General features: G+C 44.0%; 27 protein-coding genes. 20 read left to right on the forward strand and 7 right to left on the reverse strand.

Translation table 11 applies throughout. The features are described 5' to 3' along the window. Window positions 1-241 precede the first annotated feature (241 nt). The 11 genes from rpsJ to rpsQ are packed head-to-tail and all read left to right on the forward strand — an operon-like array spanning window position 242 to window position 5,179. Window positions 242-553 carry a 30S ribosomal protein S10 gene (rpsJ, locus tag ACMCM8_RS00055; protein WP_010179497.1) on the forward strand — a complete coding sequence of 104 codons (312 nt, stop codon included), beginning with the start codon at window positions 242-244 and terminating at the stop codon, window positions 551-553. A gap of 18 nt (window positions 554-571) precedes the next feature. Continuing rightward, window positions 572-1,210: a 50S ribosomal protein L3 gene (rplC, locus tag ACMCM8_RS00060; protein ID WP_131093693.1), complete on the forward strand. Its 639-nt coding sequence runs from the start codon at window positions 572-574 to the stop codon at window positions 1,208-1,210. 18 nt (window positions 1,211-1,228) lie between these two features. Further along, window positions 1,229-1,834, forward strand: coding sequence for a 50S ribosomal protein L4 (gene rplD / locus ACMCM8_RS00065; RefSeq protein WP_012516958.1), 606 nt, complete (start codon window positions 1,229-1,231; stop codon window positions 1,832-1,834). Next, on the forward strand, window positions 1,831-2,130 hold the full coding sequence (gene rplW / locus ACMCM8_RS00070; protein ID WP_412724234.1) for a 50S ribosomal protein L23: 300 nt from the start codon (window positions 1,831-1,833) through the stop codon (window positions 2,128-2,130). Before rplD ends, rplW begins: the two co-directional genes overlap by 4 nt. Before the next feature lie 14 nt (window positions 2,131-2,144). Continuing rightward, window positions 2,145-2,969, forward strand: coding sequence for a 50S ribosomal protein L2 (gene rplB / locus ACMCM8_RS00075; RefSeq protein WP_412724236.1), 825 nt, complete (start codon window positions 2,145-2,147; stop codon window positions 2,967-2,969). A 15-nt stretch (window positions 2,970-2,984) separates the two neighbouring features. After that, window positions 2,985-3,260, forward strand: a complete 276-nt coding sequence (gene rpsS / locus ACMCM8_RS00080; RefSeq protein ID WP_012516961.1) for a 30S ribosomal protein S19 — start codon at window positions 2,985-2,987, stop codon at window positions 3,258-3,260. Window positions 3,261-3,271: 11 nt separating this feature from the next. Further along, window positions 3,272-3,604 carry a 50S ribosomal protein L22 gene (rplV, locus tag ACMCM8_RS00085; RefSeq protein ID WP_014947977.1) on the forward strand — a complete coding sequence of 111 codons (333 nt, stop codon included), beginning with the start codon at window positions 3,272-3,274 and terminating at the stop codon, window positions 3,602-3,604. Window positions 3,605-3,613: 9 nt separating this feature from the next. Beyond that, window positions 3,614-4,318, forward strand: coding sequence for a 30S ribosomal protein S3 (rpsC, locus tag ACMCM8_RS00090; protein WP_014947978.1), 705 nt, complete (start codon window positions 3,614-3,616; stop codon window positions 4,316-4,318). Between the two features lie 2 nt (window positions 4,319-4,320). Next, a complete protein-coding gene (gene rplP / locus ACMCM8_RS00095) occupies window positions 4,321-4,731 on the forward strand; it encodes a 50S ribosomal protein L16 (RefSeq protein WP_014997065.1) in 411 nt (136 codons plus the stop codon). Continuing rightward, entirely contained in the window at window positions 4,731-4,922 is a 192-nt protein-coding gene (gene rpmC / locus ACMCM8_RS00100; protein ID WP_014947980.1) for a 50S ribosomal protein L29, read from the forward strand. The genes rplP and rpmC overlap by 1 nt, the downstream gene beginning before the upstream one ends. Continuing rightward, complete coding sequence (gene rpsQ, locus ACMCM8_RS00105) at window positions 4,922-5,179, forward strand: 30S ribosomal protein S17 (RefSeq protein WP_159627389.1); 258 nt, start codon at window positions 4,922-4,924, stop codon at window positions 5,177-5,179. The genes rpmC and rpsQ overlap by 1 nt, the downstream gene beginning before the upstream one ends. A gap of 169 nt (window positions 5,180-5,348) precedes the next feature. On the opposite strand, the gene ACMCM8_RS00110 is transcribed toward rpsQ, so the two are convergent. Continuing rightward, the gene (locus tag ACMCM8_RS00110; RefSeq protein WP_412724238.1) at window positions 5,349-6,452 is read right to left on the reverse strand and encodes a glycosyltransferase family 4 protein; all 1,104 of its coding nucleotides are present in this window, start codon (window positions 6,450-6,452) and stop codon (window positions 5,349-5,351) included. 22 nt (window positions 6,453-6,474) lie between these two features. After that, window positions 6,475-7,560 (reverse strand): glycosyltransferase family 9 protein, encoded by a 1,086-nt coding sequence (locus ACMCM8_RS00115; RefSeq protein WP_412724240.1) that lies wholly within the window; start codon window positions 7,558-7,560, stop codon window positions 6,475-6,477. Window positions 7,561-7,700: 140 nt separating this feature from the next. Here ACMCM8_RS00115 and waaA point away from each other — a divergent pair, with 140 nt between their 5' ends. Then, window positions 7,701-9,011, forward strand: a complete 1,311-nt coding sequence (waaA, locus tag ACMCM8_RS00120; protein ID WP_412724242.1) for a lipid IV(A) 3-deoxy-D-manno-octulosonic acid transferase — start codon at window positions 7,701-7,703, stop codon at window positions 9,009-9,011. 304 nt (window positions 9,012-9,315) lie between these two features. On the opposite strand, the gene ACMCM8_RS00125 is transcribed toward waaA, so the two are convergent. Continuing rightward, window positions 9,316-11,127 carry a cation:proton antiporter gene (locus ACMCM8_RS00125; protein WP_412724244.1) on the reverse strand — a complete coding sequence of 604 codons (1,812 nt, stop codon included), beginning with the start codon at window positions 11,125-11,127 and terminating at the stop codon, window positions 9,316-9,318. Between the two features lie 211 nt (window positions 11,128-11,338). Here ACMCM8_RS00125 and ACMCM8_RS00130 point away from each other — a divergent pair, with 211 nt between their 5' ends. Together ACMCM8_RS00130 and ACMCM8_RS00135 are read left to right on the forward strand one after the other, a co-directional pair. Continuing rightward, on the forward strand, window positions 11,339-12,187 hold the full coding sequence (locus ACMCM8_RS00130) for a hypothetical protein (RefSeq protein WP_412724246.1): 849 nt from the start codon (window positions 11,339-11,341) through the stop codon (window positions 12,185-12,187). A 160-nt stretch (window positions 12,188-12,347) separates the two neighbouring features. Beyond that, window positions 12,348-12,935: a hypothetical protein gene (locus tag ACMCM8_RS00135; RefSeq protein WP_412724248.1), complete on the forward strand. Its 588-nt coding sequence runs from the start codon at window positions 12,348-12,350 to the stop codon at window positions 12,933-12,935. A 143-nt stretch (window positions 12,936-13,078) separates the two neighbouring features. Here the strand turns inward: ACMCM8_RS00135 and ACMCM8_RS00140 are convergent, their stop codons facing one another. Beyond that, complete coding sequence (locus ACMCM8_RS00140; RefSeq protein WP_412724250.1) at window positions 13,079-15,265, reverse strand: M3 family metallopeptidase; 2,187 nt, start codon at window positions 15,263-15,265, stop codon at window positions 13,079-13,081. A 250-nt stretch (window positions 15,266-15,515) separates the two neighbouring features. On the opposite strand from ACMCM8_RS00140, the gene ACMCM8_RS00145 reads away from it, so the two are divergent. Further along, on the forward strand, window positions 15,516-16,034 hold the full coding sequence (locus tag ACMCM8_RS00145; protein WP_412724252.1) for a YgjV family protein: 519 nt from the start codon (window positions 15,516-15,518) through the stop codon (window positions 16,032-16,034). Between the two features lie 35 nt (window positions 16,035-16,069). On the opposite strand, the gene ACMCM8_RS00150 is transcribed toward ACMCM8_RS00145, so the two are convergent. From ACMCM8_RS00150 to thpR, 3 genes are all read right to left on the reverse strand, one after another. Further along, window positions 16,070-16,306 carry a hypothetical protein gene (locus ACMCM8_RS00150; RefSeq protein WP_412724254.1) on the reverse strand — a complete coding sequence of 79 codons (237 nt, stop codon included), beginning with the start codon at window positions 16,304-16,306 and terminating at the stop codon, window positions 16,070-16,072. Window positions 16,307-16,514: 208 nt separating this feature from the next. Further along, a complete protein-coding gene (gene purU / locus ACMCM8_RS00155) occupies window positions 16,515-17,369 on the reverse strand; it encodes a formyltetrahydrofolate deformylase (protein WP_412724256.1) in 855 nt (284 codons plus the stop codon). A gap of 121 nt (window positions 17,370-17,490) precedes the next feature. Continuing rightward, a complete protein-coding gene (gene thpR, locus ACMCM8_RS00160) occupies window positions 17,491-18,141 on the reverse strand; it encodes an RNA 2',3'-cyclic phosphodiesterase (protein ID WP_412724258.1) in 651 nt (216 codons plus the stop codon). A gap of 173 nt (window positions 18,142-18,314) precedes the next feature. On the opposite strand from thpR, the gene hrpB reads away from it, so the two are divergent. Genes hrpB through ACMCM8_RS00185 form a run of 5 tightly spaced genes read left to right on the forward strand, consistent with a single transcriptional unit; the run spans window position 18,315 to window position 26,948 of the window. Further along, window positions 18,315-20,894, forward strand: a complete 2,580-nt coding sequence (gene hrpB, locus ACMCM8_RS00165) for an ATP-dependent helicase HrpB (RefSeq protein ID WP_412724260.1) — start codon at window positions 18,315-18,317, stop codon at window positions 20,892-20,894. A 58-nt stretch (window positions 20,895-20,952) separates the two neighbouring features. Continuing rightward, window positions 20,953-22,482 carry a tyrosine-type recombinase/integrase gene (locus ACMCM8_RS00170; RefSeq protein WP_412724262.1) on the forward strand — a complete coding sequence of 510 codons (1,530 nt, stop codon included), beginning with the start codon at window positions 20,953-20,955 and terminating at the stop codon, window positions 22,480-22,482. After that, complete coding sequence (locus ACMCM8_RS00175) at window positions 22,479-24,458, forward strand: hypothetical protein (protein WP_412724264.1); 1,980 nt, start codon at window positions 22,479-22,481, stop codon at window positions 24,456-24,458. Before ACMCM8_RS00170 ends, ACMCM8_RS00175 begins: the two co-directional genes overlap by 4 nt. Beyond that, entirely contained in the window at window positions 24,458-26,521 is a 2,064-nt protein-coding gene (locus ACMCM8_RS00180) for a hypothetical protein (RefSeq protein ID WP_412724266.1), read from the forward strand. The genes ACMCM8_RS00175 and ACMCM8_RS00180 overlap by 1 nt, the downstream gene beginning before the upstream one ends. Further along, a complete protein-coding gene (locus ACMCM8_RS00185; protein WP_067745158.1) occupies window positions 26,514-26,948 on the forward strand; it encodes a hypothetical protein in 435 nt (144 codons plus the stop codon). The genes ACMCM8_RS00180 and ACMCM8_RS00185 overlap by 8 nt, the downstream gene beginning before the upstream one ends. Window positions 26,949-26,976 lie beyond the last annotated feature (28 nt).

A 26,976-nucleotide genomic window follows, 5' to 3' on the forward strand; every position in this document is an offset into this window, starting at 1 on the left:
CTTTCTGTATAATTCGCGCCCACTGTCCTGTATAGGGCATAAGTTTTTAGCCGCGACCTCACTGCTTTTAGGGTGGTTGCCGAAGTAACAGATTTGTCTTTACGATTAGCCTGTTGCTGGCGTGCTAGAAAAAAGAACAGGGTTCCGATTGGGAACCATCGGTTTACGCACATCCTTTCTTTCCTAGATAAATGGAAGAGAAAGGGTGAATTTTTTTGTTCTTTCGATTGGAGCTTAATCGATGCCAAATCAAAGAATTCGCATTCGTTTGAAAGCGTTTGATCACAAGTTGATCGATCAGTCTACGGCTGAAATCGTTGAAACTGCGAAACGCACTGGTGCTCAGGTAAGTGGTCCTATTCCTCTACCTACTCGCAAAGAACGCTATACAGTTCTGATTTCTCCGCACGTCAACAAAGACGCGCGTGATCAATATGAAATCCGTACTCACAAGCGTTTGGTAGACATCATCGAGCCAACTGATAAAACAGTTGACGCGTTGATGCGTTTGGACTTGGCTGCTGGCGTTGATGTTCAAATCAGCCTGGGCTAATAAGAGAGGGTTATAACAATGGCGATTGGTCTAGTCGGTCGTAAAGTGGGTATGACTCGCATCTTCACTGAAGATGGCACGTCTATCCCTGTGACTGTTATTGAAGCGACCCCAAACCGCGTTACTCAGGTTCGTACTGAGGAAACTGACGGTTATCGCGCTCTTCAGGTTACTGCTGGAACTAAGAAAGCTAACCGCATCAACAAAGCTGAAGCAGGTCACTTTGCTAAAGCTGGCGTTGAAGCTGGACGCACTCTAGTAGAATTCCGCCTAGAAGACAACGAAGGTGCCGATATTGAAGTAGGCAGTGAAATCACTGTTGAAATCTTTAACGACACTAAAAAGATTGATGTAACTGGTACATCAAAAGGTAAAGGTTTCCAAGGTGCTATCAAACGCTGGAACTTCAGTTCTCAGCGCATGACACACGGTAACTCTTTGTCACACCGTGCTCCTGGTTCAATTGGTCAAAACCAATCACCAGGTAAAGTATTCAAAGGCAAGAAAATGGCTGGTCAGCTTGGTAACAAGCAAGTGACTACTCAGTCTTTGGAAGTTGTACGTGTTGACGTAGAAAATGGCCTTATCCTAGTTAAAGGTGCCGTACCTGGCGCAACTGGCAACGATGTTATCGTTAAGCCAGCTGTTAAAGCGTAACGTCTGGGGAGTGAACTGATGGAATTAACATTGAAAGATGCGCAAAGCGCTCTTGAAGTATCCGAAGCGACCTTTGGACGTGAATTCAACGAAGCCCTGGTTCACCAGGTAGTTGTAGCTTACGGTGCAGGTGCTCGTCAGGGTACAAAAGCGCAGAAAACTCGCGCTGAAGTTCGTGGTGGCGGTAAGAAGCCATGGCGTCAAAAAGGTACTGGCCGCGCGCGTGCTGGTACAATCCGTAGCCCAATCTGGGTTGGCGGTGGCCGTGCTTTTGCAGCGAAGCCTCGTGACTTTGACCAAAAAGTTAACAAGAAAATGTATCGCGGTGCAATTAAGAGCATCCTGTCTGAACTAATCCGTCAAGACCGTTTGGTTGTTGTTGAGAAGTTCGGTGTTGACGCACCTAAGACTAAAGCACTTATTTCTGCACTTAACGAATATGAACTAAATGATGTTCTAATCGTTACTCCTGAAGTTGATGAGAACTTGTTCCTAGCGGCACGCAACTTGTACAAAGTTGACGTACGTGACGTAGCAGGCATCGACCCAGTGAGCCTGATTGCATTTGAAAAAGTGCTAATGACTGCTGATGCGGTTAAACAACTTGAGGAGGCGTTAGCATGAGAGAAGAACGTCTACTGAAGGTGCTAGTAGCACCTCACGTTTCAGAAAAGTCTACTATGGCTGCTGAAGCGAACAACACAGTTGTATTCAAAGTAGCAAAAGACGCGAACAAAGCTGAAATCAAAGCAGCAGTTGAAAAACTGTTTGAAGTTGAAGTTGACGGTGTTCGTACTGTGAACGTTAAGGGTAAAACCAAGCGTCACGGCATGTCTTTCGGTAAGCGCAGCGACTGGAAAAAGGCCTACGTGGTTCTTAAAGAAGGTCAGGACATCGACTTTGTCGGTGGCGCTGAGTAAGAAGGGGATTAGAAATGCCATTATTGAAAGCTAAGCCAACTTCTGCCGGTCGTCGTCACGTTGTTCAGGTTACTAACCCTGACCTTCACAAAGGTGCACCTTACGCGCCTTTGCTAGAAAAGAACAGCAAATCTGGCGGTCGTAACAACGGTGGTCGTATTACCACTCGTCACATTGGTGGTGGTCACAAGCAACACTACCGTGTGATTGACTTTAAACGCAACAAAGACAGCATTCCAGCTAAAGTTGAGCGTTTAGAATACGATCCAAACCGTTCTGCAAACATTGCTCTAGTATTGTACGCAGACGGTGAACGTCGTTACATTCTGGCTCCTAAGGGTATGCAAGCAGGTGATGCAATCCAGTCTGGTTCGGATGCTCCGATCAAGTCTGGTAACACACTACCTATGCGTAACATCCCTGTAGGTACTGTTGTACACGCAATTGAAATGAAGCCTGGTAAAGGTGCGCAAATCGCACGTTCTGCTGGTGCTTATGCTCAGATCCTAGCACGTGACGGAAACTACGTTACCCTACGTCTACGCTCTGGCGAAATGCGTAAAGTTCTTTCTGATTGCCGCGCCACTATCGGTGAAGTTGGCAATGCAGAACACATGCTTCGTTCACTAGGTAAAGCTGGTGCTACACGCTGGCGTGGTGTTCGTCCTACCGTTCGTGGTGTTGCCATGAACCCGGTTGATCACCCACACGGTGGTGGTGAAGGTCGTACATCAGGCGGTCGTCACCCAGTAACTCCTTGGGGTATTCCTACTAAAGGTAAGAAAACCCGAAGCAACAAGCGTACTGATAAGCTTATCGTACGTCGTCGTAACAAGTAATAGCGAGGATTCACCATGCCACGTTCTCTCAAGAAAGGTCCTTTTATTGACCTTCACTTGCTGAAGAAGGTAGAGGCTGCAGTGGAAAAGAACGAACGTAAACCAATCAAAACTTGGTCTCGTCGTTCTATGATCATCCCAGATATGATTGGGTTGACCATTGCGGTCCATAACGGTCGTCAACATGTACCTGTCATTATTAGTGACGAAATGGTCGGCCACAAGTTGGGCGAATTTGCGCCAACGCGTACTTACCGCGGCCATGTCGCGGATAAGAAAGCTAAACGTTAAGGGGTAGGAAGATGGAAGCATTAGCTAAACACCGTTTTGCCCGCACGTCGGCTCAAAAGGCACGCTTGGTTGCGGATCAAATTCGTGGAATGCACGTTGAGAAAGCTCTTGAGCTTCTTGCGTACAGCCCGAAGAAAAGCGCAGCGCTAGTAAAGAAAGTATTGGAATCTGCAATTGCTAACGCAGAGCACAACGAAGGCGCAGACATCGACGAATTACGCGTGTCTAAAGTTTTCGTTGACGAAGGTCCAACTATGAAACGTATCAAGCCACGTGCTAAAGGCCGTGCTGATCGTATCTTCAAGCGCAGCAGTCACATTACTGTGGTTGTAGCGGATAACTAGGAGTAGATAATGGGACAGAAGGTACATCCTACAGGTATACGCCTGGGTATCAGCAAACCATGGACATCTACCTGGTACGCTAATACTGCAGACTATGCAGACAACCTGTATAACGATCATCAGGTACGTCAGTATCTGACTAAACAACTTAAGAACGCTTCACTTTCTAAAATCGTGATCGAGCGTCCTGCTAAGAGCATCCGTGTAACTATTCACACTGCTCGTCCAGGCGTTGTAATCGGTAAGAAAGGTGAAGACGTAGAAAAGTTGCGTAACTACGTATCTAAGCTAGCCGGTGTGCCAGCTCAGATCAACATCGCTGAAGTACGTAAGCCAGAGCTAGATGGTCAGCTAGTAGCTGATAGCATCTCTAGCCAGCTAGAGCGTCGTGTTATGTTCCGTCGTGCTATGAAGCGCGCAGTACAAAACGCAATGCGTCTAGGCGCGAAAGGTATCAAAGTTGAAGTTAGCGGCCGTTTGGGCGGTGCAGAGATTGCACGTTCTGAATGGTACCGTGAAGGTCGCGTTCCTCTGCACACTTTCCGTGCGGACATCGATTACGCAACCTCTGAAGCGTCAACTACTTACGGTATCATCGGCGTTAAAGTATGGATCTTCAAAGGTGAAGTTCTAGGTGGTCTACCTACAACTCAAGAGCAAGCACCAGCTGCTCAACCTAAGAAGAAAGGCCGCAACGCTAAGCGAGAGGGCTAATCATGTTACAACCAAAACGCATGAAGTTCCGTAAGATGCACAAAGGCCGCAACCGCGGCTTAGCAGCGGGTAATACTGTTGCCTTTGGTACTTACGGCCTTAAAGCAGTTGGCCGTGGTCGAATGACTGCGCGTCAAATCGAAGCAGCGCGTCGTGCTATGACTCGTCACGTTAAGCGTCAAGGTAAAATTTGGATTCGAGTTTTCCCTGACAAGCCAATTACTGAGAAGCCTCTAGAAGTGCGTCAAGGTAAAGGTAAAGGTAACGTTGAGTACTGGGTATGCCAAATTCAGCCTGGTCGTGTTCTTTATGAGATGGAAGGTGTTCCTGAAGCTCTAGCACGCGAAGCGTTTGAATTGGCAGCGGCTAAACTGCCATTTAAAACAACCTTTGTAACTCGGACGGTGATGTAATGAAAGCGACTGAACTGAAAGAAAAGAGCGTAGAAGAGCTGAACGCAGAGTTGATTAACCTGCTACGCGAACAGTTCAACCTACGCATGCAGCACACAACAGGTCAGCTTGAAAAGACTGATCAGTTGAGAAAAGTACGTCGTAACATCGCGCGTGTTAAAACCATTCTGACTCAAAAGGCTGATGCGTAATGACTGAGCAAAAAATTCGTACAGTACAAGGTCGTGTGGTTAGCAACAAGATGGATAAAACCATCACTGTTGTAGTTGAACGTTTTGTTAAGCACCCAATCTACGGGAAGTTCATCAAGCGCTCTACTAAGCTTCACGCCCACGACGAAAACAACGTGTGCAACCAAGGTGACGTAGTAACAGTACGTGAATGTCGCCCATTGTCTAAGAACAAAACTTGGACTCTTGTTGACGTTGTTGAAAAAGCTGGCGTTTAATCGCTAACTTTTTTCAAAGTCTAAAAAAAAGCCGCTCTCGAGCGGCTTTTTTGTACCTGTCTTTCCTGTTTATCTTATGTATCGCTGTCCAGTAGGAATGCATACTATATTTGTTTAAATTTAAATGTTCGTAAGTGATTACGCTTATATTGAGTTTAGAAAGATTTGTTTAACTGCCATTGGCTTGTGGGCTGACTAACTCAGTGTAAAGCGACGCATAGGACGTTGCCATTTGCTCGATAGTAAAAGCACTAGTTATATGTTCATACAGCGCTTCACCATATTGCCGGCGGCACTCAGGGGAAGCAATCAGCTCACAAATACGCTCTGCAATACCATCAACATCACCCGGTGCCACTAACACCCCGGTTTCTTTATGTTTTATAATTTCAGGTATGCCGCCAACTGGGCAAGAGAGTACTGCACATTTACTTGCCCCCGCTTGCAACAGAATAACCCCAAGGCCTTCTGCATAAGCAGGATGCACCACAATATCAATGTTAGGTAAAATCTGAGCTACCTTTTGGGTAAACCCACATAACTTAATATGGCGTTGTAGGTGCAGTCTGTCGATTAAGGCTTGATAGCTTTCCTGCAAGCCGCCTTGCCCAAATAACAGGCAGGTAACTTTTTTATATTTTGCGATTACTTGTTGCATGGCAAGAATAATGTCTGCTTGTCCTTTGCGCGAAATATATTGCGCAAAGTTGGCAATGATTAGATGGTCGTCGGGTATGCCGTACAGTGATCTGAGCCATGCTTTATTCGGCTGTATTGAATACTCTTTAATGTCCACGGCAGAGTAGATAACTTTTTGGTGCAAGACCCCTTCACAGTGTAGGGACACCACTTTTTGCACACCTTCAGAAATACTAATAACCGCGTTATATTGGCGATATTTATAGAAAGAAAAACGGGATTCTGGGTTGTCTACTCGGCGGGTACACACAGCGGGTATGCCCGTTATTTTCGCAATAATAGCGCCCCATACATCAGCACCCCGTCGGCTGTGAACGTTTATAATTGCTGGCTTTACCTTTTTCACTATGCCCATCAAGCGATTTACGAATAGCACGTCAGCTTCACCCTTATATTTTACCGAATGAACACTACAGCAACGAAACGCCATCTGGCTTATTTCACTGTCGTCGGTACAAACTAAATGTTGGGTGAAATTGCGATTTTGATCTAGTGCGTCAATCAAGTAAGTTACTTGCTTGGCTCCTCCGTACAAATGCCGTCCCAGTTCGATGTGTAGTACGCTTATGCTCAATGGAAGTCCTTAATTATTTAAACTAACAACTGATGTTCACTGGTAGGCACGCTATGACATCTTCTGGAGTAATACTCTGCATACAGTCAAAACGCCCTTCACAACTTGGCTTTCTTTTACACGGTGCACAAGGCATATCCTTAAATAGTACACATGTGCCGCTATTAGCGGTCCGAGTATAGGGCCTCGTTGAACCAAATATGGCCACTGTCGGTTTTTGATACGAATCAGCTAGGTGAGTTAGACCAGTATCGACACCGATAAAGGCATGGCATTGGGCCACTACCGCAACAGATTGTGCGAGTGAAATGTTGCCCGCCAGTGATATTACATTGTTACCATAGGTTTCGAATTCCAGCCCTTTACTTGTATCAGTCGGCCCGCCCAATACCACGATTGGTATATCAAAGTTATCTCTAAGTAATGTAATAAGGTTTTTCCAATGATTCATAGGCCAGTGTTTTTGAGGACGGGTAGTAAAAGGGGCGATGGCGATATATGGCCCTTGCACGCCACTAGTGTGAAGCACTTCAGTAGCGCGAGCGTGAATGCGTGGATTAACACTGATCTCCATCTTATAGATAGGTGTTTTTCGAGGGCCCCCACTGTTTATCGTAACGTTGCTCGTTGCAATGAAGTGGGATAAATGGCGGTACTCACTGCTGATAAAATTTGAAATCGGCTTTCGGGTTGAATGTGTCAGCAGATAATGGCTTTTCTCTTTGCTCTTAAAGCCTACACGGATAGGAGTACCGCTTAAAAAAGCTAGAAAAGCGCTCTTTAAGAGGCCTTGCGCTTCGATCACAAGAGTGAATTGGCCTGCGCGTAAGGTGCGCCTGAAAGACCAAATCGCTTTTAAAAGCTGCCAGTACTGTTTGTTTTTATACATTGACCGCCATGTGTTCTTCGGCCAAGCGATAACATTGTCTACACAAGGACTATCCTTTACCAGATTGACATAGGGCTCTTCAACCAGCCAGGTTAATTGCGTGTCCTTGTGCTCATTTGAATAAATTTCTTTGATGCTAGACGGCAAACCAGAAGCCATTACAATATCGCCAATGGCACTTAGCCGTATAAAAAGAATTCGTTGTACCTGCTTTGGCATTACAATAGGCTTTGCTATACGAAGAACACACTGTGAATGATATAAACACAGTTTGACGACAGTTTAATGACGTGAGTTTATGCTCTGTGTACCCATCGCGTATCCGTTGGGTGTAGTCACAAAAAAATAAGGATGGCTTTATGTTTTCAGCCGAGCGCAACGGCTATAAACCAACCCCTCTTGAAGATATCTGCCGCTGGATTTATTCGTTTGTTTTAGCTTTAGCGATCCCGTTTGCATTTGTTCAACTCATGTTAAGAGGGGCAACCCGAAACAAAGATTACAACCGCAGGCGGTTTGAGCGTTTTGGTTTTGTAGCACATCCGGCTAAGCCACAGGGTTATTTGATTCACTGTGTTTCAGTTGGAGAGGTTGTTGCGGCGTCGTGCTTAATAAAGCGCATTATGAAAGAGGAACCTGATGTCCAAATTACGGTAACTACAACCACCCCTACTGGATCAGATAGAGTGAAAGCTATATTTGGCGATACTGTCCACCATTTTTATCTGCCCTATGATTTGCATATGGCGATGGCGGGTATGATTAAACGGGTAAAACCTAAAGCAGTACTCATTACAGAGGTAGAGCTATGGCCTAACCTAATACACGCGTGCTGGAAACGGGATATTCCCGTTATGGTGATTAATGCGCGAATGACCGATCGCTCTGCTAAGCGCTACAAGAAAATAGGCAAACTATTTAATCCTATGCTGGGTAAGTTGTCCCATGTCTGTGCGCAGGGCGAGAGAGATTTTTGCAACTATGCGTTCTTAGGTGTATCGGCATCCAAACTCACATTAACGAATAATATTAAGTTTGACCAAGTGGCGTCGGTTTCAAACTCGTCAGCCCCGTTCCTGGGTCTCTCATGTAGCGACAGTGCGATTTTAGTAGCAGGTAGTACACATGAGCCTGAGGAGGACATTTTAGTAGAAGCGGCAAAAATGCTTTGGCAAGCCACTCCGTCACTTAAACTTATTATCGTTCCACGTCATCCAGAGCGATTTGAAACGGTAGGGAAATTACTCGACAAAAAGGGTATAGCATTTGTAAGAAGCTCTACAACGACAAACGTTACACACAATCAGAACGTTATTCTTCTCGACGAAATGGGCAAATTGAATGACGCTTATGCCGTTGCGTCTTTTGCTTTTGTAGGGGGCTCTATAGCCAACAGAGGCGGTCACAATGCATTGGAGCCTGCTGCGTTTTCTGTTCCAGTAATGATGGGACCGAATATCTACAATAACCCTGTTATTTGCGACTTTCTTCAGCAAAGGGGGGCACTCACTATTGTTGAAAATGCAGAGCAAATAGCGGCGATAGTAGGGCAATGGTTAGCTGAACCGCTGTTGCGGCGCAACGCTGGTGAAGCGGGTAGAAAGGTGTTAAACGAAAATAGGGGAGCGTTAGATACCACCCTTGCATGTATTAAAAAATATGTGTCTTAGAATGACGGTTGCGGTTTAATTAACGCGGTTTGTTGAATGAAAAATGAACCCCTAAATAGTGCAGGAAAAGCACCATTATGGTTATTTCATTAAACGATAGCAGCTCTTGTTCTGTCGAAAGTTAGGCTAAATATTTGAAAAGCTGAGCTTATTCAAAATTGGATCATTGATTGCTATAAACACCTCGACAGCGTATCAACAGTAAAATCCAAATTATTACGCGCTTTTAAAATAAGTGCACTGAGGTACGCGTTTTCCAGGGAGAGACCTCCTGCCTTAACGGCAGGAGGTTTTCTTAATTTGCCTACTTTTCTTCAACTGCGACGGCACGTTCGGGCTCGACTAAGCTTATTAAACGCCAACCTGCTTTGGGCTCCATGCTATTTCCATTGATGAAGGTGAAACTTTTTCCATCTTTGTTGATAGCGATAAGCGGCGTGACTCTTTCTCCATACTGTTTGATATATTGCTCGTATGTAAATTCATCGGATAAGCGAGTAGTTTTCACTGTTGCTTCTCGTGCAATTGCTGAAGCCAAATACCCGTACGTCACGCCTTCATCAAATAAAGTAAGTTTTTTAGCATATTGTTCACTGACTTGATGGCTAGGCCGGGTTGATTGTTCATTGTTGGTTAATGCCCATACTTTGTCTTTACCCATTGTATATTCAAAGTGGTATGCAATAAGTGGGTTAAGTTGTTTGTATGGTGACATAATCAGCACCGTACCAAACGTATTCATATCCATGCTTCTTGCCGCGTGATCAGACATTGGATTACCAAAATAAACCGGAATGTCGTCCATTCTAGCTTCGCGTATTGCGTCCCAGTTAGTGTCGGCTATAGTGACATCGAGTTTTTGGTTAAGCATCTCCTTAGCCAGGGCGCGGTTAAACTTACTCCCGCCAAAAATGAGGTATCCCGTTGGCGCTGGAGCGCGTACTTTCAGAAAGGCGGCGACAGAACGCGATGAAAGACTTTGTACCACCACTGTGGCAATAATTACCATAAAGACCATTGGCACAATAATACCAGCACCCTCATAGCCAATTTCTTCCAACTTAAGTGAAAACAAAGCTGATACTGCTGCCGCCACGATGCCTCTTGGCGCTATCCAACTTAACAATGCTAACTCGTTAAATTTAAGCCCTGTGCCAATGGATGAGGCAATTACTGACAAAGGGCGAGCAACGAACATGATGGCCGCTAATACGATAACTGAACCCCAGCCTACATCAATGACGGATTGAAGGTTTAAGCGGGTAGCTAATAAAATAAACAAGCCAGAGATAAGCAGCACACTAAGCGTTTCTTTGAACTCAAGTATATCCTCTACATCCACATCTTTCATGTTCGCCAATACCATACCGGTAATAGTCACTGCTAACAGGCCGGATTCGTGCGCTACGTAGTTAGATGCGGCAAATACGCCTAAAATGATAGTGAGTACAGCGGTGTTGAGTAAGTAGTGAGGAAACCAACTCTTTCTAATTGATAAGCCGAGTAAATAGCCCGAAGCCAATCCCAATACTGACCCAATACCAATTGTTTTACCAAAAGCAATGAGTGTGTGGGTAATGGCTGAATCTTGCGAGGCGACAATAAACTCAAAGACTAATACAGCAAGTAAAGCGCCAATAGGATCAATGACAATACCTTCCCAGCGTAGAATATTCGCGAGGTTCGATTTAGGCCTCACCGTTCGCAACATAGGGACGATAACGGTTGGGCCTGTCACTGTTACAATGGCACCAAATAGACATGCCAGTTGCCACGTGATATCTAAACTGTAGTGCGCGGCCGTTGATGCTATAACCCAAGTAACCACAACACCAATAGAACAGAGATTTCGCACCATATTGCCGTGTCCGGCGATATCGCCAAACTTGAGTGTAAGAGAGCCCTCGAACAAAATAATTGCAACAGAGAGAGAAACAACAGGAAAAAGAAGATCACCAAATAAGTCATCAGCATTGAGTACCCCAAACACTGGACCCACGACGATGCCTACGATGAGCAGTGGTAGTATGGCGGGAAGTCTTACCTTATAGGCTAAAAATTGACAACCTATAGATAATAAGCCGACAGCGACGAGAGAAAGAAGCGGGTCTGACAAAGGAACATCCTTACATTATTTTGTATTATTCCATCCTATACGAGCTCAAGTGCGAGTCATAGATAGACCTTAGTACTTAAACCGCTTTTTATTTACGATTTAGCTCCCAGTTTAGACCAACATACGAAATCGCGCCGTAAAGTGCGTCATAGCGGGCCAGGAAATTTGGTATTATGATTGTTTAAGTTCGTTTTCTCTTGGAGTATTAAACTTGAGCGCATTTTCACGAATCCTGTTTTTGTTTGGATCGGCTTGTGCATTGTTGGCATGTAAAAGCTATTACCCTACACCGTCAAATGCGTTATCGGTGGAAAGCCTCATGATACTGCCAGACGCTCTTGCGGAAACGTCCGGTTTATATTGCGACTCTGATCACATGTTATCGCTGAATGATTCGGGAAATGCACCTGTATTATTTAAAATAGATTTTAACGGCAACATCATCCAACAACTCCCCTTGGCGATTACCAATAAAGATTGGGAGGCAGTAACCGCCGATAACACGCACTACTTTATCGCTGACGTAGGGAATAATGGCGGCAAGCGCGAACAGGTTGAAGTGTACAAAATTAACCGCCAGGATTTAAACGACATTACACTTCTTAAACTTTCATATGTGGGAAACACTATTACCGGTAATACGCCTTACGCCCATGATTTTGACTCAGAAGCAATGGTTAAAAAAGGCAGTGAACTGTTACTTTTTTCTAAAAGTTGGCGTACTGGAATAACTCATATTTATACCATTGATGAGCAAATGGCTGAGCAGCATATTTCTCCCATAGCTGACATAAAAGGGTTGCCTGGTGTAGTCACAGGGGCAGACTTTGATACCACGCGTAATGTATTTGTGATTACCGGTTATAAGTCAGACCCATTCGGTAATTTTGAAGCTTTTATTGCACAAGTCGCACCGGACTTTTCGATTATCAATATTTGGCCACTTGAGACCTACAAGCAAGTCGAAGGTGTGTGTGTTGATAAAAAAGGTCAATATTGGTTCAGTGAAGAAGCGACAAAAGGCAGACCGGCATCACTGTCTCAAGCGTCTGTAAATTAAAGAGAAGCAGGATTCAGTAGTATTCCATAGGAAAAAGGCTTAGTTATTTTTTCGGCGGTATTAGTAGAATGGCTAATACCAAACGCATTTGTTTACTGTCTATACTGAAAGCGTGAAATGAATACAGTTGTCATTAACCACGTTTCCTGGGGTAGCAAAAATGCGACGTTTAAATCAGCCAATTTGGGCACTATGCTTATCGCCATGCTTGTTTTTACCAGCAACAGGAAGTGCTGATGTGCTAGAAAAAGCACAGGAGTGGTTGAATCAATACGCCGAAAACGACAATACCTTCTCCTTGTCGTTGACCAAAAACAAAATCAAATTTAAGGGTTGTAAGCAAAAACAGTATCAACTCACCTTTAACCAGCAACTCACTCCTCAGCTCAACATAGAAGCCATTGTTCACTACAACAAAGGATTACTTGATTATGGTGTACTCTCGCAAAGAGTAAGAAGCCACGAGTTTGAAATAGTGAGCTGGTGGGACTCTGGGGACTTTCGCCTTGGGTTGAGCCACAAAATGCGTCCACGTCATGAAATTAGTATCCCAGTGGCAGATACCATTGATTTGCCAACGAGCACCACTGCTGGGGTTTACTTAGAAATCCCCTTTAACAATAACGAGCACATCGTCACTTTCGGGGCTATACAAGAATCATGGGATGCAGACAGCGCTTCATTTTCACTTCCTTGGCGGACGAGTCGGGATACCCAATTAACGTTACAATACTCCATGACTTTCTAAGTTTGTCAGTATAGGCGCGTTGCCAATCGCTAACGGCGTTAGCGAAAACTGCTTTATTTCATTTGAATATACGTGGGTTACTTGATCTGGATGTGTGCTTCACGCATCACAGCGCATGGCCGTGATACGTGAACAGAGGGTGACTAGTTTGTTTCTTTAGGAATTGGGAAACCTCGGTCACGCATCAATGCATCTACTTTAGCATCGCGACCGCGGAATTTGCGATACGCCTCAGCAGGGTCCATGGCATTGCGCACAGCGAAAAGGTATTTCACTAAACGCTCGCCCACTTCCTTATCATAGAAGCCTCCTGGGGCCTCCATAAATGCCTCTGCAGCATCGGCTGTTAATACTTCTGCCCACATATAACCATAATACGCTGCGGCATACCCTTCTCCTGAGAACACATGACCAAAGTGAGGAGAGCGGTGACGCATGACAATTTCATCTGGCATACCAAGCTTTTTAAGCTCTTCTCGCTCAAAGGTGTCAGGGTCAATTTCATTAGGAGCCGTAGTGTGATACTTCAAATCCATAATAGCTGACGCCATATATTCGGTGGTCTTGAAGCCCTCGTTGAACGTAGACGCTTTGTTAATTTTTTCCACGAGTGAGGCCGGAATTGGTTCTCCCGTTTCATGATGAACCAAAAATTGGTTGATTACCTCATCGGTAGTTAACCAGCGCTCAAGTAATTGGGATTGGAATTCAGTGTAATCGCGTACGCCTGAATGCGAAGAAGGGTATTTAACATCTGCTGATAAAAAGTGCAGGGCGTGGCCGAATTCATGGAAATAGGTTTCAGCGTCATCCCAGGAAATAAGTGTCGCTTCTCCTTCTGCGCCTTTAACAAAGTTGGAGTTATTAGAAGATAAAACCGTTTTCTTTCCATCGAAAGTGGTATACGAACGGTAAGTTGTCGCCCACGCGCCTGAACGTTTACCCTGACGAGCAAACGGGTCTAAATACCATAAACCGATGTGTTCACCACTGTCTTTGTCAGTGACTTCCCACACTTTTACATCTTCGTGAAAGACGGGAACGCTACCTGCTTCAACTGGTGTAAAATCGAAGTTAAACAAGCGGCCTGCAACATAGAACATAGCTTCACGTAACTTATCTAGCTGTAGATACTGTTTAACTTCGTTTGAGTCTAAATCGTATTTTGCCTGGCGTACTTTCTCTGCATAGAAGCGGTAATCCCATGGTTCGATGGTAATATTAGCGCCTTCAGAATCTGCAATGGCTTGCATATCAGCCACTTCTTCCTGCACGCGGGCAATAGCGGCTGGCCATACTTTCATCATTAGATCCATGGCGTTTTCTGGGTTCTTCGCCATGCGATCTTCTAAGCGCCATTGCGCGTAATTTTCATAACCTAATAACTCTACGCGCTCGTCGCGAAGGGTGAGAATGCGTTTGATGATGTCGTTGTTGTCAAAATCATCTGCATTGTCACCACGGTTGTAGTAAGTGCGCCATACTTTTTCACGTAACTCACGATTCGTTGAATAAGTTAAAAATGGATCCATCGAAGAACGGGTGTTGGTAATGGCGTATTTGTCAGCTTCACCACGGGCTTCAGCAGCCGCTTTTGACGCTTTTACAAATGATGCAGGTAAACCGTCAAGTTGCTCTTCAGTGATATAGGTAACATAGTTCTCTTCGTCGGCAAGAATGTTATTCGAGAACTTGGTGTGCAGCGTAGCTAATTCTTGATTTATTTCTGCGTAGCGTTTTTTCGCTTCGCCATCTAGGGTGGCGCCATTGCGAGCAAAGTTATTGTACGTCATCCACGTAATGCGTTGCTCTTCAGGTGTCAGCGTGTTCAACTCTTCTGACTCATATACCGCTTTTACGCGAGCAAATAGTTTTTCATTCTGGGTGATTTGGGTGAAAAATGCAGAGAGTTTGGGTGACATTTCGGCTTGCATTTCACGAAACTCAGCACTTGATTTGTTAGCACTCCAAATGCCGTAGTAAGTAAACACTCGGCTAAGTTCTGCGCCAGCGCGCTCCATCTCTACAATGACATTTTCAAATGTAGGTGGCGCATCGTTATTGGCGATTGCCTCAATTTCTTCCAAATTTAATGCCATGGCTTTTTCAAGCGCAGGCTTGAGATCGTCAAGGTTCATTTTATCGAAGGCGGGTACGCCACCGAAAGGCCCTTTGAATTCATTTAATAGCACGTTATCAAATTGTGCCTGCACAGATGCTGCTGTATTTTGCACATCTGTGCTGGTGGTATCAGGCGCTTTTTGCTCTGAACATGCACCTAATGCAACCACAACCGCCAAAGCGGTGAGTGATGTTTTAAATTTACCCATGAGTTTTCCTGTCTGTTTTTATCTATATATTTTTGACAAATATCATCTTAAGGTAATGTAAAAATAAGTTAAATGCTCTTTAACGTAATTCCTTGCAGTGCAGCGGATTGAAGTGAAAATGCGTCAATATGTAATTTATCGAAATTGTGCACAATTTGATTGGCTTTATGTCGCACGGAATTTAAACTCCGCGCAATCTTAGACGATTCATTCAGCCACTTTTTACCCGCTTGTTTTTACTGTGATCACTATGTTTGAATTTCTACTTCACGCGTTTCCTGTCACTTTTGCGCTGGCCTCGTTTTGGTCCAACACTGAACGGAAATTACTCTTATTAAACCTTGGACTGTGTATTGCAGTTTGCTCACTGCTAGTATTTGAACAGGCTTGGGGAGGCGCTATTGTTATAGCTGTGGCCGGATTAAGTACTAGTTATCGACTTATTACACAAAAGTTACTTTCGCCGGTAGCAACTTATATTTCGCTGGTGTTGATGATGTGTATTGTATTAAGCGTAAATAACCTCTCTGGGAAGACCTCGTTTATTGAGACAATGCCAGTGTTTACCTTTATGGCCTATCGGTTCGGCGAACTCCATTGTAAAGAAGCAGGCCTTCGTATCTGTATGATCGTTGGCTCTTTGAACTTCACTGTTTATGGCGTTATCACTCAGACATGGGGGCTTGCTATCACAGAAGCGCTTTTTGCAGCATCGAACCTGTGGTACTACCTAAAATTACGAAGAGCAATGCGTGTAAGCCCAGTTTAGCAATGGTTACTTAACCACAGCTAAACGTACTTATTCTACTGATTATTTGTTTTGCCTTTCGCTATTGCGCGGTTTTCTCGCGTAACGAAGAGAAAAGTTAAGTACATTTTGGTTGGGAGCGACATAGCAAGACCTACAGCCATGCAGAATGCGCCGAGATATATACCTTTCACACCCATGGTCTCAGGAAGGCCAGAGTAACTGATAATGTAATGGCCAAGTAGAAAAAGCAAAATGCCAACCACCATCACCCATTTCAATATACTGATCATATCGGTACTTGCTCGAATCCTCTTTAGGATAAGTCTATATAAGTGGACAGCTCCACGTATTGACAGAGGTCATGGTTTTGCGATGTTGTGAGCGGGAAGTACCAGAGCCACATCTACACGCTCAAAGATGAGAAAATGATATGTCGAATTTATATTGAGTAATAAAAAAGGAGCGAAGGCTCCTTTTTATTACTCGTTTGACGTGGTATTACGCAAACACCACGGTTTTATTTCTATGAATAATGACGCGATCTTCTAAATGGTAGCGCACCCCGTGGGCAAGGGCTGTCACTTCACAATCTTTACCTTTGCGCACCATGTCAGCCGCACTGTCGCTGTGACTGATGCGCTTTACGCTTTGTTCGATAATCGGGCCTTCGTCCAAATCTTTGGTCACATAGTGGCAAGTGGCGCCAATTAATTTTACACCGCGGTCGTATGCCTGTTGATAAGGTTTGGCGCCTGCGAAACTGGGTAAAAAGCTGTGGTGAATATTAATCGCTTTACCTTGCAGTTCCTGACACAAAGTGTCTGGCAAAATTTGCATAAAACGGGCAAGCACCGTTAAGTCAATTTTATACTCTTGAAGTAACGTTGTTATCTGGGCAAATGCAGCCTCTTTACCCAAAGCTTTAAAATCTACCCAGTGAAAAGGTACTTTGTACCAGTCGGCAAATTGTTTCATTTGTGGGTGGTTGGCAATGATGACGGGAATATCACAGTGTAGTTCGCCTGTATGCCAGCGGTGCAGCAAGTCAACTAAACAGTGAGACTCAAGACTAGCCAACAGGGCTACTCGCTGTTTTTGTGACGAGTCGCTTAGCTTCCAATTCATTTGATATTCATTGGCTAGGGGCGTGAATTCATCAACAAAGCTTTGATGATCCAGTTTGAGTGAGTCTGTACTAATTTCGTGGCGCATGAAGAAACGCCCGGTTTGTAAGTCGGTGTGGTGACTGGCTTCTACAATAGTGGCGTTGTGATCAGCCAAAAACTGAGAAACGTTTGCTACTAATCCAATTTGGTCAGGACAGTCGATTACTAATCTAAATGTTTGTTGCATAGGGATAACGGGATTCAAAATACAGGCAACCTTTTTACCCTTTCGCAAAGGTGAAGTAAACCGCTACACGTACGCAGTACCAGCTTAATTTGGCATAACTCATAATGATGGTGAGCGCGTGCTATTCGTCAGTGATGCCTCTGCGAAGCTTTTCGCGTACTGACATATTGTGTCGCAGCGCCCAGGTGTGGCGAATGGGGTAGGTAACGCCTTGAGGTGTTGAAACCGATTCAAACAAATGAAATGCAGAGGCGTGCACTTCAACGTTGGGACTGTAAATGGGGAGGGGCAATGTAGTATTGGCCTTGCGCACCATAGTGACGTGAGGCTTATATTCTTTGCCGTCTACCTCGATAGCCGCCGCGCGCGCAGCTTTACGGGTCTGTTTGGCTAGCGCCATCAATGCCTTGGGTGGTAAGGAAGGGGCGCTAAACAATATTTTAGGGCCATTCCAAATACCCGTTGTGTCTAAGGTCAATGAAAACGGCTCCTCGCTGATATTATCCAACTCATACACCAGTGCTTCGTGTTGGCGGTGGTTGATATCTCCCAAAAAGCACAAGGTGATGTGGTAGTTTGCTGCAGGAACGGCATAAGGCGGTGACAACCCGTGTTTGCCCATTGCTAACTGCTTGGGCTCACCGTGTCTGGCTTTACTGGAATACGTGACCATTTTGTTGCGAGGCATCACTTCAGGGAGAGCTTGTTGTCGCCAGCTATCCAATGCAAGCTTTTCAGTTGGGCTTAAATCTAACCCTATAAAACAACGCATAATGTCACCTCGTTATTTTTGGCATCGCCTGTATTTTAAATATGTAGCAACACAAATGTGTCATTATCAACGTATCGCATTTAACTAACGCTAAATAATGTGATGAACAAAAACGTGATAAGCAAAAAAAGGTACAATACCATTATGTAGTGTACATCACCTTTATTTTCTTTATGTTACAACCGTTTTCACATTTACCCGCATTTACGCTTGTCAATGAACTTGAAACCGCCATTGCAAAGTGCAATGTGATTATTGGTGCGCCACCCGGAGCGGGTAAATCGACAGTATTGCCGCTTGCGTTGCTGCAAGGCAACGTTGAAGGGAAAGTGCTTCTTATGCAACCGCGTAGAGTCGTAGTGAGAAACCTGGCGGATTTTCTGGCTAAACAATTAGGTGAGCCGGTAGGAAAGACGGTTGGCTATCGCATTAAAGGTGAAACCAAGGTATCGAGCGACACCAAGCTGGAGATTATTACCGAAGGCATTCTTGCGCGAATGATCCAGCAAGACCCTGAACTAGAAGGGGTGTCGGTGATTGTGTTCGATGAATTTCACGAGCGCAGTATTCACAGTGACTTTGGCCTTGCGTTGGCGCTAGAAGTACAAGCGGGTTTACGTGATGATTTGCGACTTATAATCATGTCTGCAACGTTAGATGTTGAACCGCTTTGTGCACTGTTAGGTGCCCATAGTGACCACGAAGTAAAAACTCTGTTTACCGAAGGGCGTACCTTTCCTGTCGAGGTTCGCTACAGTAAAGATGGATTGGCCAGCGATGCAGTACCTCATACTACCGACAAAGTGAAACAGGCCTTACAGACTCACGATGGCGATATACTGGTTTTTTTACCCGGAAGGGGCAGTATTAATGCCGTGGCGCGCAATTTATCGCATCTGGCTAAAGGGCAAGACATAGCGCTTCATTGTTTGTATGGCGCGTTAAGTAAAGAGGCGCAGCAGGCTGCCGTATTGCCTGACCCTGACGGTCGACGTAAAATTATTCTTGCCACTAACATTGCCGAAACTAGTTTGACCATAGAAGGGGTTCGCGTAGTTATCGACAGTTTGTGGGAAAATAAGGCGCAATATCATGCCGCCAGTGATATCACCGAGTTAACCTGGCAGCGCATTTCTCAAGCTTCTGCTATACAGCGGATGGGGCGTGCCGGGCGTGTCAGCGAAGGAGTGTGTTACAGGTTATGCAGTAAAGACAGCTTTGAGCGTTTGGCAAAATTCAGTGCAGCGCAAATAGAAAAAGAAGACATCAGTAGCTTGTTGCTCGACACCTATGCGTGGGGCAGTACGCCTGACACCATGGCACTGCTCACCCAGCCTTCTCAAGCGCAAACGAATACGGCGCAAGCCAAACTGGGGCGTATTAAGGCAGTAGAAAATAAGCACGTTATTACGCCTTATGGGCGCAAGCTAGCGCAGTTGCCATGTCAGCCGCATCTTGCGCATCTACTTTTGCAATGTCGCGACGGTATAACAGGGTTGGATGCAAGGGCGAATCGTTTACTTAAGTGTGCCGCTCCGTTTGTGGTTGCTTTAAGTGAGAATAGCGCAGGGTTGCCTGAAAGTATCAGTGTTCTAGATGCATTACTTGAGGCAAATGCCAGTACGCGAAGTCAACTACTTAAACAAGCCAAACGCTATGCAAAATACGTGGATATTGATGCCTCTGAGCTTGAAATCAACGCCTTAGATGCTAACGCTCTGGGTTTGTGTATAGCTATCGCGTTTCCGTTGCAGGTAGGGTATTTACGCGCCACGCCTTCCACTAAAGCTACGAATAAGCCAGGCATAGCAGATAAACTCGAATACAAACTCGCGAGCGGTAAGGGGGCACAATGGCAAAGCCCAACAAACTCAACCTATCATCCTTCAAATAGCGATCCGCAAGGCTTTCAGTGGCTTGCCGTGTTAGAGGGACAGTTACTGGGAAGTACCGTGGTAATAAGAATGGCACAGTCAGTGCCAGAAGCGTGGTTGCGATTGGCATTTGAAGACGCTTTTTCTGAAAAACGCAGTGTTTGCTTGAATACCGATAGTGGCCAAATGGAAGCCCGCATTACGCAAGGGTTTTATGCCATCACGCTTAATAGTGCGCCTGTTAGTGGACAGCAAAAAGCACAGGCCAGTACTTTTTGGACCGCCGCACTTGTCGATGCTTGGATAGATTATCTCGACCGCCTGCCTATCGAAAAATGGCCTTTGAATGATGATGACTGGCAATGGTGGTATCGCGTGTCGCTGGCATCATCGCTGAATTTGCCTCAGGCTGGGGCGTTCGATGGTAATGTGGCATGGCCCAACTCACTGAGTGATCTAGTACACAGTGCTAAGGACTTACTGCAAGAGGCGTTGGGGCGGTGTCATTCACTAAAAGCATTAGAGAAGTTGCCGTGGAAAACGACCTTGAATAACGGTTTAACCTGGCCTCAACAAGATGCGTTGGCTAAGCAATTACCTACCACTATTACTATTCCAACAGGCCGCTGTGCTAACCTGAACTATCAAAAAAATGGCGATGTGGTGTTGTCGGTGAAGATGCCTGAAATGTATTCTCAAAACACCCCTATTACATTGGCGGATGGTAAAGTAACTGTAATTTGCGAGCTGTTGTCACCCGCTGGTAGACCGTTGCAAACGACCAGTGATTTGGGGGTATTTTGGCAGGGCAGTTATAAAGAGATCCAAAAGGAAATGAAAGGGCGCTACCCCAAGCTAATGGTCACCTTACACTGTTGACAGGGATGTGCTATTTGTTGCACTGTTGACAAATAAAGTCTGTAAATATGGTGTCTGCATGCTCATTGGTGATAATAAAAATATAAGATTGTTGACCGTTCCAGTTGTTTCGAATGCAACTGCTTGGATATACACAACCCCAACATCACATAGTCAGTATCACCATGTGCAACATGGTGGGAAAGAATATGAATTTCGATTCGTTCCAACCAATGAGAAGTTCGTCGAGAATGATGTCGTCTACAACTTCCCTTTTCTACTGAACAAGGATTTATCTCCTTGGGAAGAGGCCAATTCATATTTGTGGAAACTGGCGACAGAGCAAGGTTCGCTAGGTAAGCGAATCGACGAAGTCAAAAACAAAGCTTCCGCGTTGCTTGAATACAAGATGTTTTGCGAAGAACAGAACATCGATTACGACGATTTCTCCGGACGAATGCAATCTCAACGGCCATCCTACAGATACTTTAGCTACCTAGCGAAAGAGCTATGTTTACCAGCAAAGTCTGTAAACAAAAAGACAGGTATTGTTTATTACTTCTTTGATTGGCTAATACATAATAGAGGACTTGAGCTAAATATTGATCTTGTTGACACGACAAAGGAAGCCAAGATCCATTTTGATACATCGACAGGGAGTATGTCGAAAACTGTAAAAGTTCGTAAACAGACAATGAGTGTCTCTTCAGAACCAACGCCGGTTGAGATCGGTTATGTTAGAGAGGATGGTGAAGATCTCAGACCTCTAAACGAATACCAGACTGATCTTTTGCTGGATCGTATTGGCGGGTCTGATTTTACTGTGGATGAGAGGCTCATTGCTTCACTAGCTATCTACACAGGAATGCGCAAGCAGTCAATTTTAACTCTACGAATGAAACATTTGGATCAATTTGTTCCTCGAAATTTGCGAGCAGACAACACATATAAAATTAAAATAGGGCGTGGTACAGGGGTTGATACAAAAAAAGGAAAGATACACTCAATCTATATTGAAAAAGCTTTAGCAGATGACCTGAAGCTATATGCTAATTCTAAAGTAGCTCAGACTCGCCGCAACAAATTCCGTTTGAGCTTTGCAAAGGATTTCCCAGACTTAGAGCCAATAGCCGATGAAGATATGTATTTGTTTTTGTCAGCCAATGGCAACTGCCACTATATGGCGAAGGATGACCCTAGATATTTTCGCGTTAAAACATTGCCCAAAGGTAACGTTACGACGCGACTCTGCAAAAGACTATTGGCCTGCTTACCTAAAGAATTCCCAAAAGATTTTCACTTCCATTGGCTACGTGCAACGTTTGCGCTCAAACTTTATGGCTACTTGGTGAAGTTAGTTAAAAAGGGAGTTATACACTTTGGTGAAATCCTTCAGCGAATTCAACGCCGAATGGGACATTCAAGGATTGAGACAACGGAAAGATATCTAAAACTATTTGAGAATGTTAATGAGACAAAGCTTGCTCAGGAGTTGTATGAAGCGCAACTCTTCGACGGATATGAAAGTGAATTTAAGACTAAGTATGAAAGTAGCAGCAAAATCGGTGATCGTTCAGTAGCGCTTTTAAGGCATGGAGTACCATCATGATCATTGAAGAATTAAACATGGTGGGTGAAACACAATGTGACGAATCACAATTAACTGAGCGTAAAACTAATGTTTTAAAAACAACAGATCTAGGAATAGAGGTCCTCTATCCTGAGAATGTCCTTCTAAAATTCGCTGACGAAATTAGGGTCTCTCCCTTCGATATCGGATCAATAGCTTATACCGAAAGGAAGGAGCACCCTGAGTTTCATAAGAAAGGTTTGTTTTTGGTCAATCCCGATAGCCTAAATCATTGTAGATGCGAGTTTTTGAGAAAGCTTTTTGACAGTATTTACTGTTCTTCAAATCGTGACACAACGGTGAAGTCAGAATTTGAAGCGATAAAGCAAGTCATTGATTGGGCTGATCAACATGGTCATAGTAACTTACTTGATTCAGTTCAGGCCGCTCGGCGGATGTACCAAGCTTATAGCACTTACTTAAATCAGGGAATAAAAGCAGGGACACTGGGATTCGGAAGACGCACTGCAAATGCCAAACAGCGGGCATTGAAAGCTATGTTGGGTATTCAGTACGGCATGTCTGCTTTGTCTGACATTATCGAGGGGGTAGTGGTTATTATAAGTGAACGCAATCCTACAAAGCCCCCTCGTGAAAAGGAAAAAAACGCATTTGTATCTGTGTGCTTAGCTGTGGCAAGACAGTTCGGCGAATTCACTTTATCAGGCGATAAGTTCCCGTTTCCATTTAACACGCCAGACTACAAAACGTATGTCTTTCCTTCAAACGGGGGGAACATGATTACTCCCCATAGTCCGAAAGCTAAACTCATCTACAACTGCCAATTAGGGCGTATCTCAACTGTTGATGAATATATTGAGAAAAAGAAGTATGAGCGAAATACAAAACGTTTATCCGAAGCAAAAAGAGCAGTTAATGATGCTCAGCAAAACTTAAATACCGTTAATAGTACGGAACGTCATGAGCACAAACTTCAGGTAGCCTCTCTTGCAATCCAAGCTTATACGCAGTTATTCATTATCATTACAGGCTCTCAACCGTCTGAGCTTGTAACACTTGAGTTTGATGAAAGGTATGAACTGGATAGAGATTTATTTAAGAGTGACTTTCGAGCAGTTAAGTTTCGAGCGGCTGGTAGAGTAGTACAATACAGTTTGGGTGATATCTATGGATATCAAATAATTAAAGAGTACTTAGCTCTTCGCAAATGGATGCTGAATGGAGAGGAATGCCAATATCTATTCTTCAAGAATAGTAAGGAGCGCGGTGGCGGATATAAGGATCAGTTTAAGCAACTGGCTCTAGTCGATGTCGGTAGATTCTACAAACGCGCAAAGGGACTTTTAATTGCTGAGCATGTCAAAAATATCCCTGCCAGCAAAGCAAGAAAATATCGTTCAGTTGTTTTGCATGAGTTGAGACAAGATCCATTAGTCATTGCTGCATGGCAAAATCATAAGTTATCAACAAGCTTAAGAGACTACAGTGAAACAACAGATGACAGAAGTTCAGAGCAATTTTCGTCGTTCTGGAAAGCTGTAATTGATACTCGGAACCGGATTAAGATTAAATTTGTCGAGTCAACGGGTCAACAAGATGCTGATATACCTTCCGGCCATTGTGAGGACAATGGCAATCCTTCCAGTATTGTTGAAAGTCCTTTGATAGAACCTAATTGTAATACTCAACTTGGGTGTTTATTTTGCGAGCATTATTGTCTACATGCAGATGAGGAAGACCTTAGAAAGCTATTTAGCTTACTTTTCGTGGTACAAGAGATTCGTAAATTTTCAAGCAACTTCGGGCATGCTGAGTCGTTGTATAAAGAACTTACTGTGAAAGTGAAAAGTCTGATTCTGAGTATAAAAGAGAGATCTGATGGTTTGGCGCAGTTAGCAGAAAAAGTCGAATATGAAGTAATGGAACTTGGAAGTATCAATGAATTTTGGAACAACAAGTTAGCTCGCTTTGAACGATTAGGAGTGGTGTTTTAATGGAAGCTTTTAGCAAACTAACGACCCAGTTAAGAGAAGGAGAATATCAAGCACCAGATGTTCTTTATTGGGTAAAAGGCGAGCCGTTGGAGATACCCAAAGATCTCGTGATTTGTAAAGATGAAATGGGTGAGCCGACTGCGATTTACAGTAAAATGTTGTGGGATCTGAACCCATACCGCCTTTCAGAGAATCCATTAACAAATCTTAGCTTTGAATCATTGGTAGAAAGTAAAGATAAAGAAGCTTATGAACTGGTAAATGAGTTTAAACGACTCTTAGTTTGCTTGATCTATTTTGCTCAAGCTGGACGAACTGGAAGTTTGAGTTCCGCAGTGATTCTGAGCTATTTTAATGAACTCAGAAAGGCCGCTAGATTTTGTCTTTCACTTAAAGAAAACGAGTTGGTTGGTTGCCTCACATTAGAAGAGTTATTCACTAACAAAACCTATCTCGCTGCTTTCATTTCGACCCAAACAGGGACTACGTTTAGTAAGCGCTTTCCAGCAATCCTCAATCATTTGACTGTTATTGGTAAGGATAAGGTAGGGTTTGTTCCGATTAATCCAAAAGCGTTGGACTTTAGTGATCACGACTCTAAACAGACTGTAATTATTCCACAGCGCATCTATTTGTCTGTTATCGATAATGTCCTAGAGGATATCGATGAGTTTTATAAATATAAGGATAGATTATCAGCGTTTATTTCTGAGTTTAAAGACAGGTTTTATGGAACAGCTCACGTTACGCAAAAAAGCTTAGGTGTTAAAGACTCGGCCAATTACAGAGACGACATGAGAACCGCAATAAAACGGCATGGGCTTGAAGGACTGCTGATCGACAAGTATGGAGTGAAGAAAAAAGCGGGACTTGTACTTGCTCTGGCAAAAATACAGTATGTCATGAAGACTGCTATTCATTTGTTCACGGGGATGCGTTTTGAAGAGGTAAATAGGGCTAGGTATAAATGTCATAGTACTGCTGTTGTTTCTGAAATGGTGCGAGACGAAAAAGGTAATATTTTAGATGAAGGGCAAACAATTGATCTCATATCAACAACAACTAAATTTAGCGGCTATAAAAAGTCTGCTGCTTGGTTTGCTCCAATAGAAGTTGTTAAAGTAATTGAAATACTTCAAGCCATCACAAGTGGGGGAGCACAAGCCTTAGGGGTAAACCCAGAAAGCTGCCCTTTGTTGCTGAATTGTTCATTTCTTAATTTTCTAAAGAACAAGAAAGTTAAAGTTTACGCTCATCAGAAGCTTAATGAACCTGAATGGTCGAAGTATTTGATTATCACGGAGGCCGATTACGCTGAAATGGTTGCTAGTGATGAAGAGCGTGACTTTTCAATCGAAGAAGAGTTTCAGATTGGTAATGTTTGGCCGTTGGCGAGTCATCAGTTCAGGCGCTCACTCGCATTCTATGCAAGTAATACAGGGTTTGTGTCTTTGCCCAGTTTGAAAAAACAGTATAAGCATCTAACGAACGATATGACACGTTACTACAGACGTAACTTCGAGAAAATTAAGACTATTTTCGGTTTTTACGATGCCAAGGAAAAGAAGCATGTTTTGCCACCAGAACACATGATCTTTGATTTTCAAATGGGTATCGCAAGTAATGTTGCGAGCAGTATTGTGTTCGATCTTCTGGAAACTGAAGAACCTTTATTCGGAAAAACGGGAGGATATATTCAGAAACAAAAAGAAGGATTAAGGAAAGGGGAAGTCAAGATAGAAGAAGTTAGATCGGAAACTGAAAAGAAAGTCGATAGTGGCGAGTTGGTATACAAAAAGACACTTTTGGGTGGTTGTATGAAAAATGGTCGCTGTGACAGTTTTATGCTTGGAGATTTTACTTCATGCCTTACATGTGATGATGCCAGTATAAAACTTTCCAAAGTCGAAGCTGAAATATCTAATTGTGAGAGTGAACTTGAAGGCTACGAAAAGGATAGTGGAGAGTATCAAATTACATTGTCAGAACTGAACCGACTTACTAAGTTTCGAGATGCCAAGATGATTAAGTCTGCTGCTTTAGAGGAGGCTGTTGATGAGTAGCGCTGAAGATAGTTTGAAAGCCTGCCGGGAAGCCTTTGAGCGTCTTAAGAAGGGCGAGGCGAGATTGGAAAAATATGCAGGTCTTGCGAAAGGCGATATTAACAAGTCCATTGTTAGTGTTGAGGCGGGTCTTGATAAAGGCTATTTGAAATCGTCTCGAATGGCACATATTCCTTTAATTTTGGAAATCGAGAGTTTTGTGACTAGGTATGCCAAGTCAAAAAGCACTCCATCCAAACGAGTCTCTCGGTTTAAGAAGCAGGCAGCAGTGGCAAAAAGCGAGAAAGAGCAATTAGAAGAGGTTCTGAGTAACGTTCTGGGTGATAACATTAGACTCGTTGAGCGCGTTAGGGTTTTGGAGAGAAAACTGGCAGAGTATGAGTCAGGAAAGGTTGTTTCAATATCCAAAAGCGATTGCCCGCTTTGATAAGCCTATTCTGGCTAAGGTCTGTTGG

The organism is Alteromonas sp. D210916BOD_24 (assembly GCF_047159385.1).
Lineage (GTDB): Bacteria > Pseudomonadota > Gammaproteobacteria > Enterobacterales > Alteromonadaceae > Alteromonas.

Bases quoted from the DNA above. Each gene is read 5' to 3' on its own strand.
- ACMCM8_RS00180 (WP_412724266.1), top strand. From the start codon at position 24,458: ATGGAAGCTTTTAGCAAACTAACGACCCAGTTAAGAGAAGGAGAATAT.
- rplP (WP_014997065.1), top strand. From the start codon at position 4,321: ATGTTACAACCAAAACGCATGAAGTTCCGTAAGATGCACAAAGGCCGC.
- ACMCM8_RS00135 (WP_412724248.1), top strand. From the start codon at position 12,348: ATGCGACGTTTAAATCAGCCAATTTGGGCACTATGCTTATCGCCATGC.
- rplC (WP_131093693.1), top strand. From the start codon at position 572: ATGGCGATTGGTCTAGTCGGTCGTAAAGTGGGTATGACTCGCATCTTC.
- rpsS (WP_012516961.1), top strand. From the start codon at position 2,985: ATGCCACGTTCTCTCAAGAAAGGTCCTTTTATTGACCTTCACTTGCTG.
- rpsJ (WP_010179497.1), top strand. From the start codon at position 242: ATGCCAAATCAAAGAATTCGCATTCGTTTGAAAGCGTTTGATCACAAG.
- rpmC (WP_014947980.1), top strand. From the start codon at position 4,731: ATGAAAGCGACTGAACTGAAAGAAAAGAGCGTAGAAGAGCTGAACGCA.
- rpsQ (WP_159627389.1), top strand. From the start codon at position 4,922: ATGACTGAGCAAAAAATTCGTACAGTACAAGGTCGTGTGGTTAGCAAC.
- ACMCM8_RS00150 (WP_412724254.1), bottom strand. From the start codon at position 16,306: ATGATCAGTATATTGAAATGGGTGATGGTGGTTGGCATTTTGCTTTTT.
- thpR (WP_412724258.1), bottom strand. From the start codon at position 18,141: ATGCGTTGTTTTATAGGGTTAGATTTAAGCCCAACTGAAAAGCTTGCA.
- hrpB (WP_412724260.1), top strand. From the start codon at position 18,315: ATGTTACAACCGTTTTCACATTTACCCGCATTTACGCTTGTCAATGAA.
- ACMCM8_RS00145 (WP_412724252.1), top strand. From the start codon at position 15,516: ATGTTTGAATTTCTACTTCACGCGTTTCCTGTCACTTTTGCGCTGGCC.
- rplB (WP_412724236.1), top strand. From the start codon at position 2,145: ATGCCATTATTGAAAGCTAAGCCAACTTCTGCCGGTCGTCGTCACGTT.
- purU (WP_412724256.1), bottom strand. From the start codon at position 17,369: ATGCAACAAACATTTAGATTAGTAATCGACTGTCCTGACCAAATTGGA.
- rplV (WP_014947977.1), top strand. From the start codon at position 3,272: ATGGAAGCATTAGCTAAACACCGTTTTGCCCGCACGTCGGCTCAAAAG.
- rplD (WP_012516958.1), top strand. From the start codon at position 1,229: ATGGAATTAACATTGAAAGATGCGCAAAGCGCTCTTGAAGTATCCGAA.
- ACMCM8_RS00140 (WP_412724250.1), bottom strand. From the start codon at position 15,265: ATGGGTAAATTTAAAACATCACTCACCGCTTTGGCGGTTGTGGTTGCA.
- rpsC (WP_014947978.1), top strand. From the start codon at position 3,614: ATGGGACAGAAGGTACATCCTACAGGTATACGCCTGGGTATCAGCAAA.
- ACMCM8_RS00115 (WP_412724240.1), bottom strand. From the start codon at position 7,560: ATGCCAAAGCAGGTACAACGAATTCTTTTTATACGGCTAAGTGCCATT.
- ACMCM8_RS00175 (WP_412724264.1), top strand. From the start codon at position 22,479: ATGATCATTGAAGAATTAAACATGGTGGGTGAAACACAATGTGACGAA.
- ACMCM8_RS00185 (WP_067745158.1), top strand. From the start codon at position 26,514: ATGAGTAGCGCTGAAGATAGTTTGAAAGCCTGCCGGGAAGCCTTTGAG.
- waaA (WP_412724242.1), top strand. From the start codon at position 7,701: ATGTTTTCAGCCGAGCGCAACGGCTATAAACCAACCCCTCTTGAAGAT.
- ACMCM8_RS00170 (WP_412724262.1), top strand. From the start codon at position 20,953: ATGCTCATTGGTGATAATAAAAATATAAGATTGTTGACCGTTCCAGTT.
- rplW (WP_412724234.1), top strand. From the start codon at position 1,831: ATGAGAGAAGAACGTCTACTGAAGGTGCTAGTAGCACCTCACGTTTCA.